The following is a 13,036-nucleotide window of genomic DNA, read 5'->3' on the forward strand; positions in this document are numbered from 1 at the left end:
ACCTCTCACACCTTTGCCTTGATCGGAATCGTGCGGCGCTTCTTCCCACCGAACAGACTCGTTTCGCTCGCGCCATCCGAGCAACCGTTACCGAACGAAAAGCCGCAACCGCCCTTCAGGTCGTACAGGTTCTCCGCATATTCGCGGTGCGTGCTCGGCACCACGAAGCGGTCCTCGTAGTTCGCGAGCGCCATCACGCGGTACATGTCCTCCACTTCCGGCTGGGTCATGCCCACTTGTGCGAGCACCGCCGCGTTTTCACGACCGTCCACATGTTTCTCACGCTGATAGGTGCGCATTGCAAGCATCCGCTCGAGTGCGCTGATCACGGGCGCCTCGTCACCGGCAGTCAGCAGATTCGCCAGATACTTGACGGGAATACGCAACTGCGTGACGTCCGGAATTTCGCCGTTCAGGCTCATATGCCCTTCGCTCGCCGCCGTGGTGATCGGTGAAAGCGGTGGCACGTACCACACCATCGGCAGCGTGCGGTACTCCGGATGCAGCGGCAAGGCGACGCGCCATTCCATCGCCATCTTGTAGACGGGACTATTTTTTGCCGCATCAAGCCATGCCTGCGGCACACCGTCGGCCCGCGCCTGCTCGATCACCTTCGGGTCGTTCGGATCCAGGAATACATCGAGCTGCGCCTGATACAGATCGGTTTCGCGTTCGACAGATGCTGCTTCCTCAATACGATCCGCGTCGTACAGCAACACGCCGAGGTAGCGAATCCGGCCCACACAGGTTTCCGAACACACGGTCGGTTGACCGCTTTCGATACGCGGGTAGCAGAAAATGCACTTCTCGGCCTTGCCGGACTGCCAGTTGTAGTAAATCTTCTTGTACGGACAGCCGGAAACGCACATGCGCCAGCCGCGGCACTTGTCCTGATCGATCAGCACGATGCCATCTTCCTCGCGCTTGTAGATCGAGCCCGACGGGCAACTCGCAACGCAGGCCGGATTCAGGCAGTGCTCGCAAAGCCGCGGCAAATACATCATGAAGGTGTTTTCGAACTGGCCGTAGATGTCCTTCTGCACATCGTCGAAATTCTTGTCCTTGCTGCGCTTCTCGAACTCGCCACCAAGAATCTCTTCCCAGTTCGGCCCCCACTCGATCTTCTCCATCCGCTTGCCGGTCAACAGGCTGCGCGGTCGTGCGACGGGGGGCGCCTTGCTTTCCGGCGCGGCCTGCAGATGTTCATAATCGAACGTGAACGGTTCGTAGTAGTCGTCGATCTGCGGCAGATTCGGATTCGCAAAGATGCGCGAGAGCACCTTCATCCGGCTGCCCTGGCGCGGCTCGATCGAGCCGTCCGCGTTCCGCTTCCAGCCGCCGTTCCATTTGTCCTGGTTCTCCCACTGCTTCGGATAGCCAATGCCGGGTTTCGTCTCGACGTTGTTGAACCACGCGTACTCAACGCCTTCGCGATTGGTCCAGACGTTCTTGCACGTCACCGAACAGGTGTGACAGCCGATGCACTTGTCCAGATTGAGCACCATGCCGATCTGTGCGCGAATTTTCATTGCCGACCTCCGTTTGCTGCGAGCACCGGCTCATCGTCGAGCCAGTCCACCTTCGCCATCTTGCGCACGAGGACGAATTCGTCGCGATTGGTGCCGATGGTTCCGTAGTAGTTAAAACCGTAGCTAAGCTGCGCATAGCCGCCGATCATGTGCGTGGGTTTGAGCACGATGCGCGTCACCGAGTTATGAATGCCGCCGCGCGTGCCGGTGATTTCCGAGCCCGGCACGTTCACAATCTTTTCCTGCGCGTGATACATCATCACCATGCCCGGATTGACGCGCTGGCTGACCACCGCACGCGCCGCGATCGCACCGTTGATGTTGAACAGTTCGACCCAATCGTTGTCTTCGATACCCGCCTCTTTCGCATCGTCTTCGCTCAGCCAGATCACCGGCCCGCCGCGGTTGAGCGTGAGCATGATCAGGTTATCGGTGTAGGTGCTGTGAATACCCCATTTCTGATGCGGTGTAATGAAGTTCAGCGCGATTTCCTTGTGTCCATTCGGCTTGCGGCCATGCATTGGCGACGCAGCCTTCAGATCGACCGGCGGCCGATAGCTGACGAAGCCTTCGCCGAAATCGCGCATCCACGGATGATCCTGATAGAACTGCTGGCGGCCCGTCAGCGTGCGCCATGGAATCAGCTCGTGCACGTTGGTATAGCCGGCGTTGTACGACACCTTCTCGCTTTCCAGACCACTCCATGTAGGCGACGAAATGATCTTGCGCGGTTGCGCCTGCACGTCGCGATAGCGGATCTTCTCGTCCTCGCGATGCATCGCCAGATGGGTATGCTCGCGACCGGTGATTTTCGACAGGGCGTCCCATGCTTTCACCGCGACGTGTCCATTGGTTTCAGGCGCGAGCATCAACAGCACTTCGCATGCGTCGATGTCGCTGTCGATCTTCACCATGCCCTGGGTCGCGCCGGCGTCGCGCACCGTGCCGTTTAGTTCGGCCAGTTGCCCGACTTCCGTCTGGGTGTTCCATGCGATACCCTTGCCGCCATTGCCGACTTTGTCCATCAGCGGCCCCAAGGCCGTGAAGCGCCGATACACATTCGGATAATCACGCTCGACCACATTGACTTGCGGTGCGGTCTTGCCTGGAATCAGTTCGCATTCGCCACGCTTCCAGTCGCGCACGTCGTAGGGCTGCGCAAGTTCAGCCGGGGTGTCATGCATCAGCGGTGTCAGCACCACTTCTTTCTCGACACCCAGATGGCCAACGCAGACTTCGCTAAACTTCTGCGCGAAGCCTTTGTAGATATCCCAATCGCTACGCGCCTGCCATGCCGGATCGACCGCACTCGAAAGCGGGTGGATGAACGGATGCATGTCGCTCGTGTTCAGATCGTTTTTCTCGTACCAGGTCGCTGTCGGCAATACGATGTCGGAGTACAGACACGTGGTGCTCATGCGGAAGTCGAGCGTCACCAGCAAATCGAGTTTGCCTTCGGGCGCCTTGTCATGCCAGGTGACCTCATGCGGCCTGGCATCGTCGTCGCCGAGATCGCGGCCTTGCACGCCGTGGCTGGTACCGAGCAAATGTTTGAGGAAGTACTCGTGACCCTTGCCCGACGAGCCCAGCAGGTTCGAACGCCATACGAACATGTTGCGCGGCCAGTTGGCCGGATGATCGGGATCCTCGCAACTCATCTTCAGCGAACCGTCTTTCAGCGTGCGCGCCACGTAATCCTTCGCGTCGAGTCCCGCGGCTTGTGCGTCGGCGGCTACCTGCAAGGGATTGGTTTGCAACTGAGGTGCTGAAGGCAGCCACCCCATGCGCTCGGCGCGCACGTTGTAATCGATCAACGACCCGCTGTATTGCTGTTTATCCGCGAGCGGCGACAGAATTTCGTCGACGCCCAGCTTTTCATAGCGCCATTGATCGGTGTGCGCGTAGAAGAAGCTGGTGGAATTCATCTGCCGCGGCGGCCGAATCCAGTCGAGCGCAAATGCAAGCGCTGTCCAGCCGGTTTGCGGCCGCAGTTTCTCCTGGCCCACGTAGTGCGCCCAGCCGCCGCCGCTTTGGCCGATGCAACCGCACAGCATCAGCATATTGATCACGCCACGGTAGTTCATGTCGGCGTGATACCAATGGTTCATCGCCGCGCCGATGATTACCATCGACTTTCCGTGCGTCTTGTCCGCGTTCTCCGCGAACTCACGCGCGACAGTGATCACCTGGTCGCGCGAAACGCCCGTGATCTTTTCCTGCCATGCAGGTGTGTACGGCACGTCGTCGTGATAGTCCACGGCGCCGCCGAAACCGCGATCCACGCCATAGTTCGCAGCCAGCAGATCGAATACGGTGGCGACCAGCACCTCGCGCTCGTCACCGGCCTTGCCCAACGGGATGCGTACCGCGGGCACCGGGCGCGCCAGCACGTCGTCCTGCTTGCTGGCCGTGAAGTGCGGCGTGTCGATGCCGCCGAAATACGGGAAACCGACCGTCACGACCTCATGTTGCTGCGCGCCGTCTTCCAGCACCGAAAGCTTGAGCTTCACGGCGTCGCCATGGCGCCCTTCTTTCGCTTCGAGGTTCCAGCGGCCGGCATCGGCGCGGCCGTCCGGCCCCCAGCGGAAGCCGATCGAGCCCTGCGGCAAAACAACCTTGCCGTGCTCGTCAAAGGCCACTGTTTTCCAGTCGGGATTGTTGTCCTGCCCGAGTTTGCCGTTGAAGTCGTCGGCACGGACATAGCGGTCCGGCACCAGCACCTCGCGGCCATCCGGCAGCGTACGCGGCTTCAATTGCACGAGTAGCGGCAGATCGGTGTAACGGCGTGCGTAGTCGTCGAAATACGCGCTGCGTTTGTTGAAGTAGAACTCGCGCAGGATCACGTGGCCCATTGCCATTGCCAGCGCCGCGTCGGTGCCCTGGCGCGGATGCATCCACAGATCGGCGAGCTTGGCGACTTCTGAATAGTCCGGCGTCACCGCAACCGTCTTGGTGCCGCGATAGCGCACCTCAGTGAAGAAATGCGCGTCGGGTGTGCGCGTTTGCGGCACATTCGAACCCCACGCAATGATGTAGCTCGAGTTGTACCAGTCCGCCGATTCCGGCACGTCCGTTTGCTCTCCCCATACCTGCGGGCTCGACGGCGGCAAATCGCAGTACCAGTCGTAAAAACTCATGCAGACGCCGCCGATCAGACTCAGATAACGGCTCCCCGCCGCGTAGCTGACCATGGACATCGCCGGAATCGGCGAGAAGCCGACGACGCGGTCGGGTCCATGCTTCCTGATCGTATAAACGTTGGCCGCCGCGACAATCTCGTTGACCTCGTTCCAGTCGGCCCGCACGAAACCACCCAAACCGCGCTGACTTTGGTAGTCGCGGCGTTGCGCGTCGTTCTCGACGATGCTGGCCCATGCGTCGACAGGGCTCGCGGCCACCGCGCGCGCTGCGCGCCAATGCTTGAGCAGGCGTGCGCGCACCAGCGGATACTTGACGCGATTGGCGCTGTACAGATACCAGCTATAGCTCGCGCCGCGTGCGCAACCACGCGGCTCATGGTTCGGCAGGTCGGCACGCGTACGTGGGTAGTCGGTCTGCTGCGTTTCCCAGGTGACAATGCCGCCCTTCACATGAATCTTCCACGAGCATGAGCCCGTGCAATTCACCCCATGCGTCGAACGTACGATCTTGTCGTGCTGCCAGCGCGCACGGTACGCGTCCTCCCACGTGCGGTCTTCCCCCGTGGTTACGCCGTGACCTTTGGCGAAACGCTCGCGCGACTGCGCGAAGTATTTCAGTCTGTCCAGAAAGTGACTCATGATTTCAATCCTTGTCTAATGCTTTTCAGCGCCGCGCTCAACACGGCATCCCGGCATTGCGCCGCGCGTAAAACCACCAGGTCAGTCCGACACACAGCACGTAAAAGGCGATGAACCCGTACAACGCCAGTTCGGGGCCGCCGCTGGCGAGAATCGAGCTGCCGTAGCTTTTCGGAATGAAGAACCCGCCGTATGCGCCGATCGCGCCGGCAAAGCCAATCGCGGCCGCGCCCTCTGTATTGCCTTCGCGATTTGCATGGACGAGCGCTTCCTTGTCGTTGGGCGGTACGCCGCGCAGTCGCAGGTTCAGGAAAATCACCGGAATCATGCGGAACGTGGAGCCGTTGCCGACGCCGGTGGTCAGGAAAAGCAGCATGAACATCGCGAAGAATCCACCGAACGCCCCTGCATGCGGCCCCCACGGGAACGCGGCACTGCCGGTTTTCGGCAGGAAGTACAGAACCCCCACAACCGCAAGCACCATCACGACGAAATTCCAGAACGTGACACGCGCGCCGCCTAGCTTGTCGGCAAGCCAACCGCCTACTGGACGGATCGCCGCGCCGACGAAGGGTCCGACCCATGCGTACGTCAAGGGATTGAGGTCCGGGAACTGGCTCTTGATGAGCAACGGAAAACCAGCGGAATAACCGATAAACGAGCCGAAGGTGCCGAGATACAACGTGCACATCAGCCAGTTGTGACGGCTACGGAAGATGCTTGCTTGCGCGGCGAAAGATGCCTTGGCGTCGGCCAGATCGTTCATGCCGAACCATGCGGCGACCGCGGAGATGGCGATCCATGGCACCCAGATGAACGCGGCGTTCTGCATCCACACCTGAGATACATGACCGGACTTCGTCATCAGTTGCGGCTCGCCGCCGAAAATGCCGAACACGCCGGCCGTAATGACCAGTGGCGACAAGAACTGCACCGCGGATACACCGAGGTTGCCGAATCCACCGTTCACACCAAGCGCAGAACCCTTGCGCTCCTTCGGAAAGAAGAAGCTGATGTTGGCCATGCTGGAACTGAAATTACCGCCGCCGAAACCGCACAGCAGCGCGAGCAGCAACATGGTCGGATAGCTTGTGGTGTTGTCCTGCACCGCAAAGCCGATACCGACCGCGGGAATCAGCAAGGACGCGGTGGAGAGCGCCGTCCAGCGACGTCCGCCGAAAATCGGCACCATGAACGAGTAGAAAATACGCAGCGTTGCGCCGGAGAGCGCCGGCGCCGCGGCGAGCCAGAACAACTGATTGGTCGAATAGCGAAAACCGAGTGACGGCAAGGTGACCGCCACGACGCTCCACACCTGCCAGATCGCGAATGCGAGGAATAGCGCAGGCACCGATATCCATAGATTGAGTTTGGCAACGGACTCGCCCTCCTGCTTCCAGAAAGCTTTGTCTTCAGGCGTCCAGAGAGTCAGCGTACGGCCGGCTCTCGCGCGTGCTGTCGAGATATTCATGATGGGGTTCCTGCTTGAGAAGAAACTTGGGTCGAAGCCTGATTCGAAGCCTGATTGCGCGTGACGTCGGCGGGGATTGCACCTGCGGTCATCACGTCGGTATGGCGGACTTCGGTGAGATACATCCAGATCAGCGACACCCACACGACACCGTAAAGCAGCATGAAGGCGCTCGAACGGATGCCGGTGAGATCGACCAGTACGCCGAACAGAATCGGCAACGCGAAGCCGCCCAGACCGCCGGCGAGGCCGACGATGCCGGAGATCGCTCCAATGTTGTTCGGAAACTCATCGCCGATGTACTTGAAGGTGCTGGCCTTGCCGAACGCGAAAGCAATACCGAGCACGAACATCAGCACCGTGAACCAGACGACGTTGGGACCGAGATGGAATACCTTGGGACCGTCGACGGTCGCAATCGTGAAAACGGTTTGTGGATAGCTGAGCAGGAACAGGCATATCCAGCTCACCCACATCACCCACCACGTCACGCGATGCGCGCCATAGCGATCCGAGAGCCAGCCACCCATCGCGCGCAGGACACCGCCAGGCAGCGAGAAGCACGCCGCAAGCAAAGCAGCAACGCGAATGTCGAGCCCATACTCACCGACGTAGTACTGCACCATCCACAACGAGAGCCCGACATAGCCGCCGAACACGATGCTGTAGTACTGGCAATACTTGAGGACGCGTGGATCCTTGAGCGCCCGGAGCTGATCGACGAAACGCTGGTTGTTCGGCACGCGATGTGAAGGATCGCTCGCGGTAAAAAGCCAGAACAGAACCACGGCGGCAAGCATGGCAACCGCGTAGGTTTTCGCGACCATGCCCCAACCGAAGGCAACGAGGATGGCGGGCGCGATGAACTTGTTGACGGCCGCACCTGAATTGCCCGCACCGAAGATGCCCATGGCAAAACCACGGCGCTCCTGCGGAAACCAGCGGGCCACATACGGCGTGCCAACCGAGAACGATCCTCCGGCCAACCCGACGAACAGACCGATGACGAGAAAATGCCAATAGGCAGTCGCATAGCTCATCAACCAGATTGCCGGCACGGTGGCAAGCATCAGACTGGCCATGACGACGCGACCGCCATAGCGATCGGTCCAGATGCCGAGCGGCACGCGCACGAGCGAGCCGGTCAGGACCGGCAGCGCGGCCAGCATGCCAAACTCGGTTTCGTTCAGATGAAGGGATTGACGGATCGGGATGCCGATCACGCCGAACATCATCCACACCATAAAACACACGGTAAACGCGAAGGTGCTCGCGATCAGAACCGACCAGGCTTTGGGTGGGGTTGCGGCGCCGATGCCGACCGCGGTCTTTGTCATGGGAACTACTCCTTTTCCATGACTCTGACTTTGCCGTTTTAGGCGCGGGTTCGGTATCCTTCCGAAGGAAGTTTGGTTGGGTGCAGAAGGAGTAGGAAGATTCTTAGGGGTAGTTCTTTCGGAGTATTGCGAATCGGTTGTTAATCGATTGTTAGTCGGTTGTTAATCGACCACGATCGAATTCACCGTCGCATACACAGCAGCTTGCACCCTCGAGCCCAACTTCAACTTGCGCAAAATATGCTGTACATGAATCTTGACCGTGGTCTCCGCAATTGCCAGCGCGCGAGCGATCTCCTTGTTGCTCGCGCCCAGAGCGATATGCGCAAGGATTTCCTGCTCCCGGGCCGATAGCACAATACCCGGCGCAAGCTGTGCCTGCGCTGCGTCGACAACGACCGGTGGCGCCGCCATGACCTCAGGCGCGGCTCTCACGGCCGCCGACGTGTCGTTCGCCGCCGCAGCCCGATACGCCGAGACCAGCTTGCCCGTCATCTCGGGACTCACTACCGCCTCGTCCCGCATGGTTCGCACGATCGACTCGGCGAGCGTGTTCGCATCGACGGTCTTCAGCAGATACCCCTGCGCGCCGCAGCGCAACGCGGCACCCAGATCGCGTTCGTCTTCGCTTACGGTCAGCATCAACACCCGGGCCTGTGGCGCGGCCTCATGCAAATCCTTGAGCGCATCGATTCCGCTTACGCCGGGCAGATGGTTATCCAGCAGGATCAGATCGGGTTGCAGTTCACCGGCACGCCGTTGCGCCTCGCCGGCATCGGCCGCTTCGCCGACCACCTGGAATCGTGCGTCTTCATGCAGCAGGGAGATCAACCCACGCCGGAACAACGTATGGTCATCGACCACCAGCAAACGAATTGGAATCATCATCTATGCTCCCCTTTACGGGCCGATGCCTAGGCAGCTTCGACCTGATCTTCATGAACCGCTTCTGGAGCACCGCGCTGGGACGGCGCCAACGTCAACGTGACACACGTTCCGGCGCCGGGCACTGAGTCGACCACCACTGCCGCACCAATCCGCGCCGCGCGTTCGCGCATGATGCGCATTCCCACGTGTGTCTCGCCGGGCGAGTGTTGCTGTGCGTCGAAGCCCTCGCCGTCGTCGCGAACTTCAAAACTCCATACCGGACTCTGCTGCACCTCCAGCCAGACCTCACGCGCGCACGCATGTTTGCGTACGTTCGACAACGCTTCCTGCAATACATGCAACACCTGCACCTGCACGTCCGCGTCGAGCGGCAGGCCATGGCCTTCGATCAGGAGATTCGTGGACAGCCCCGTCTGGTGTTCGAACTTGCGCAGCGTGGTGCGCAACGCAGGTTCGATATCCTCGGTGTTGCCGCGCGTGCGGAAATGCATCAGCAACTCGCGCACGTCGCCGGTGCTTTCGCGCACACCCGCGTCCAGTTCGTCGACGATACGCGCGACAGATGAATCGGCAGGGGTCGGCAATGCATCACGCAGCAACTGCACCTGTATTTTCAGAAACGCCAGCGACTGCGCGATCGAGTCGTGCAGTTCGCTCGCGAGCAACGCGCGTTCATCGGATACCGCGGTTTCCCGTTCCAGCGCACTCACGCGCAAATTCTCCATCGCGCCTGCCAGATGGCTCGCCAGCGTGTCGAGCAGATCGCGGTCCTGGGCGGACAACTGAAGCGCCTCGCTAAAGAACAGGTCGATCTCGCCAAGCGTGCGCTGATGCAGAATCACAGGCACTGACACGAGCGTGGCATAGCCCGCGCGCGCGCAATGACCGAGTGTCGCCGCGCCGGGTCCTGCGGCCAGCACGGGGATCACTCGCGCGCCAGGCACGCTCTGTGGATGACCACACAGGCAACTGCGCGACGTGAGACATTGCTCGTCTTCAACCATGAAGCGCGGCAGGCTGGCTCCCGCCAGCAACAGGTAACGTTCGTTGGCCTCGCCCGACCAGCGGATTGCCACCGAATCCGCGGCGGCAATCCGGCGAATGCGTTGCGCGAAGCCCTGCGCAAGTGCATCCAGCGTACTGGCGTTCGCGAGAAACGCGCTTACTTCATAGAGCGCGGCAAGACGCGCACGCTCCGTCTCGAGGCTGGCGGTTTTCTCGCTGACCTTCTGCTCCAGACCGGCATAAAGCTGTTGCAGGTTCTGCGCCATCCGGTTGAAACCCGTGGACAACTCACCGAATTCATCTTGCGTCACAACTTCGACACGCGTGCCGAAGTCTCCGCGCTCGACTCGCGACAGACCACCGGTTAGTCTGAGAACCGGAGCAAGTACGCTCAAATGCCCCACGTATAGCAACGCCAGCGCACTGCCGATCGCCAGCACCAGCAGTGCCAGTTGCACGGCATTGAGGATCGAAGTCCAGCGCGCAAGCTGCGCTTCGATCGAACTGTCGAACGAATCGATCAGTAAAACAAATTGCCTGGCTTGCCGTTCCACCTCAGCAGCGGCGGGTGGATTTGGCCCGCTCCAAACCGGGCGCAACGCCTGCCATTGCGCTTGCACCTGGGCAAAACGCGCGCGCGCCTCGGCGTTCCACGGCACGAACAACGGACGTGCTGGATCGCCCTTCTCAAGCAACGTGAGACTTTCATCGAACTGGTGGGCGAGCGCGCCGACCTGAGACGGGGAATCGCGCAGCAGCAGCGCGACGCGGTAGGTTTGCATCCGCATGCGCCCGGCCTCGTTGATCGCGGCCGCACCGCCGTCGAGTTGCCAGGTAATCCAGAGCGTCAAACCAATCGATGCGAGCGCCAACGTAAGCAACGTAGCGACAAGAGCAGCGAGTTTGGTGGCGAGAGGCCAGGAGGAGATGGAGCGCATTCAAAGATTCTATGCGCCACAGCAAGATAAGACACGACGCAGGATTGACTCAAATCAACCTGGCGTCGTGCTTGATGGGATTGTGCGTCACCAGGACGCACATTTTGGACTTACGGCTGGCGTGCCTGAGGCGCCGCCCCCGGACAGGCGGGGTCCTTACCCCAATGCCCGTCACAGACGCGCCAGCGGCACAGTTGGTCTTCAAAGAAACCACGCTGCCCGCATTCTTTTACGCGTTCTGCCAGCTTGACGTTGCCAGGCGTAGCCGATGCACTGACCTTGGTGGCCGTTTTGCCGTCGGTCGCTTTCGCATCGGCCGGCTTCGTGCGCGCCACGAGCGCAGCCAACAGATCGGCATCCGAATCATCTTTCGAAGCATTACCGGCCGCACGCGATTTCTTCGCCTGGGCGACCGCGGTCGGTGCGCTCGCGTGATGATTGCTTGCGCTCGTGCTTTCCTTCTTGCCGTGCGCCGTCAACTCGCGTTTCTCATTGCTGGCCACAGCCGTCGCGCTCTTGCCATGCTTTGCAGCCGGCACCGTGACCGCCGACGCAGCCGTTGCGGATGCAACCGGTGCAGATGCATTGCTGGGCTCGGCACCATCGGCGAGCGCGCGCGACAAGCGGCTCCCGTCACCGCTCGCGGGCGCACTCGCGGATGCCGCCGGTGTCTTGCTGTCGCTATCGTCGGCAACGATCGTGGCCGCCTGCGACGACGCTGCAGCCGGCGCTTCCGCTTTCGCCGCGACCTGAGGCGCGCCGCTGGCGGCGGACGCCGGCACGGCGGCTTTCTCGGCGTTGGCGGGCGTGGCGGATGCCAAAGACTCCGACTGCACACGCTGCTGCATATGCCACGCGCCCCAGCCGCCCGCCGCGATCACCAGCAAGGCGACCAGCACAAGCGGCGTTTTCGACCGGCGTGGTTTTTCGGTAGGCGGCGCGACGCGGCCTTCCAGGTTCGCAAGAATTCGCGAACCATTGCCATCGGCACCCTTAGCCTTATCGGATAACAGGCTAGGTGGGGCTTTGGAATTCGAACTTTCCGGCGCACTCATTCACTGTCTCATTGAATCCTGGATTATTTCGCCGTGATAATACCGTTCCGGCTCCTCTCCGAGCAGGCCTGATTCTAAGAGCAAGCATTACAAAATACAATTGTTTCCAATTTCCGGGGTCGACTTTGATTGCCGTAGTACTTCTCGCCTATTTCGCCATCGCCGTTGTGATCGCTGCAATGCTGCTATTGCCAGCGGTACGCGCCTCTTTATTAGGCGCCGCGCTCGCCATTCATGGCCGCGTGATGCGTCGGGCATCGCAAGGCGCATCACGTGCTCGAAGTCAATTAGCGCGTTCGGCAAAAATTTCGCAATCGACTGCAGTCGATATGCAAAAGTTACTGGCAAAGCGGCGCTTGCTGATTTTTACCACCACAGGTATTCTTGCGACGCCGCCATTGGTGGCATTGGCTTTACGCGGCCGGCAATTATTCCAATTCGATGACACTGCACGAGTACCGGACGAGAAAATTGCCGCGTTATTGAATGGCGAACAGCTTGTGCCCCCGCCGCCGCTGCCGCCAGAAGTATTTGCAACGCAGGAAGTGGAGCAGATTCGGCCTGCGCTGAAAGACGCGAGCCGCGACTGGAATTTGCTCGACGCCGATTTCAGAACGCGTTTATTGCTCGTTTACAAAATCATGCACGAGCAGTACGGGTATGAAATGGCATTGCTGGAAGGTTATCGCAGTCCGGAGCGGCAAAACCGCCTGGCGCAAATGGGGGGCAACGTCACGAATGCCGCAGCATTTCAGAGCTATCACCAATACGGTCTTGCCGCGGACAATGCGTTTTTGCGCGACGGCAAGCTCGTCATTTCAGAAAAAGATCCCTGGGCCATGCGAGGCTATCAGTTATATGGACAGACGGCCGAACAGGTCGGCCTGACGTGGGGTGGCCGTTGGAAAATGATGGATCTCGGGCACGTTGAATATCACAAACCCGGCTTCGTCCTGGGGCGCGGTCATTAAGGCGAAGCAGGTAATAAAGAGGTTGCAATGGGGCGTTCAATCAATTTTTCCGGCAAGAATCGG

8 protein-coding genes are annotated in these 13,036 nt (G+C 60.3%); 1 reads left to right on the plus strand and 7 read right to left on the minus strand.

Annotated features, from left to right (window positions below; translation table 11 throughout):
- Positions 1-5: 5 nt before the first annotated feature.
- The 7 genes from narH to GH665_RS30935 form a co-directional block, all read right to left on the minus strand.
- Positions 6-1,529 carry a nitrate reductase subunit beta gene (gene narH, locus GH665_RS30905; RefSeq protein ID WP_028197275.1) on the minus strand — a complete coding sequence of 508 codons (1,524 nt, stop codon included), beginning with the start codon at positions 1,527-1,529 and terminating at the stop codon, positions 6-8.
- On the minus strand, positions 1,526-5,308 hold the full coding sequence (locus tag GH665_RS30910; RefSeq protein ID WP_153140961.1) for a nitrate reductase subunit alpha: 3,783 nt from the start codon (positions 5,306-5,308) through the stop codon (positions 1,526-1,528). Before GH665_RS30910 ends, narH begins: the two co-directional genes overlap by 4 nt.
- 37 nt (positions 5,309-5,345) lie before the next feature.
- Positions 5,346-6,779, minus strand: a complete 1,434-nt coding sequence (locus tag GH665_RS30915) for a NarK family nitrate/nitrite MFS transporter (protein ID WP_153140962.1) — start codon at positions 6,777-6,779, stop codon at positions 5,346-5,348.
- Positions 6,776-8,116: an MFS transporter gene (locus GH665_RS30920; RefSeq protein ID WP_153140963.1), complete on the minus strand. Its 1,341-nt coding sequence runs from the start codon at positions 8,114-8,116 to the stop codon at positions 6,776-6,778. Before GH665_RS30920 ends, GH665_RS30915 begins: the two co-directional genes overlap by 4 nt.
- 162 nt (positions 8,117-8,278) lie before the next feature.
- Positions 8,279-9,001: a response regulator gene (locus tag GH665_RS30925; RefSeq protein ID WP_153142380.1), complete on the minus strand. Its 723-nt coding sequence runs from the start codon at positions 8,999-9,001 to the stop codon at positions 8,279-8,281.
- A 29-nt stretch (positions 9,002-9,030) separates the two neighbouring features.
- Positions 9,031-10,947, minus strand: a complete 1,917-nt coding sequence (locus GH665_RS30930) for a type IV pili methyl-accepting chemotaxis transducer N-terminal domain-containing protein (RefSeq protein ID WP_153140964.1) — start codon at positions 10,945-10,947, stop codon at positions 9,031-9,033.
- A gap of 110 nt (positions 10,948-11,057) precedes the next feature.
- The gene (locus GH665_RS30935; RefSeq protein ID WP_153140965.1) at positions 11,058-12,002 is read right to left on the minus strand and encodes a hypothetical protein; all 945 of its coding nucleotides are present in this window, start codon (positions 12,000-12,002) and stop codon (positions 11,058-11,060) included.
- Between the two features lie 125 nt (positions 12,003-12,127).
- Between GH665_RS30935 and GH665_RS30940 the strand changes: the two genes are divergently transcribed.
- Complete coding sequence (locus GH665_RS30940) at positions 12,128-12,973, plus strand: M15 family metallopeptidase (RefSeq protein ID WP_046570760.1); 846 nt, start codon at positions 12,128-12,130, stop codon at positions 12,971-12,973.
- The last annotated feature ends 63 nt before the right edge of the window (positions 12,974-13,036 follow it).

Origin of the sequence: Paraburkholderia agricolaris (genome assembly GCF_009455635.1) — a bacterium.
In the GTDB taxonomy this organism is placed as follows: domain Bacteria; phylum Pseudomonadota; class Gammaproteobacteria; order Burkholderiales; family Burkholderiaceae; genus Paraburkholderia; species Paraburkholderia agricolaris.

What these genes read in the sequence shown, in the direction of transcription:
- GH665_RS30915 (WP_153140962.1), bottom strand. Translation starts at nt 6,779, where the DNA reads ATGAATATCTCGACAGCACGCGCGAGAGCCGGCCGTACGCTGACTCTC.
- narH (WP_028197275.1), bottom strand. Translation starts at nt 1,529, where the DNA reads ATGAAAATTCGCGCACAGATCGGCATGGTGCTCAATCTGGACAAGTGC.
- GH665_RS30935 (WP_153140965.1), bottom strand. Translation starts at nt 12,002, where the DNA reads ATGAGTGCGCCGGAAAGTTCGAATTCCAAAGCCCCACCTAGCCTGTTA.
- GH665_RS30910 (WP_153140961.1), bottom strand. Translation starts at nt 5,308, where the DNA reads ATGAGTCACTTTCTGGACAGACTGAAATACTTCGCGCAGTCGCGCGAG.
- GH665_RS30930 (WP_153140964.1), bottom strand. Translation starts at nt 10,947, where the DNA reads ATGCGCTCCATCTCCTCCTGGCCTCTCGCCACCAAACTCGCTGCTCTT.
- GH665_RS30925 (WP_153142380.1), bottom strand. Translation starts at nt 9,001, where the DNA reads ATGATTCCAATTCGTTTGCTGGTGGTCGATGACCATACGTTGTTCCGG.
- GH665_RS30920 (WP_153140963.1), bottom strand. Translation starts at nt 8,116, where the DNA reads ATGACAAAGACCGCGGTCGGCATCGGCGCCGCAACCCCACCCAAAGCC.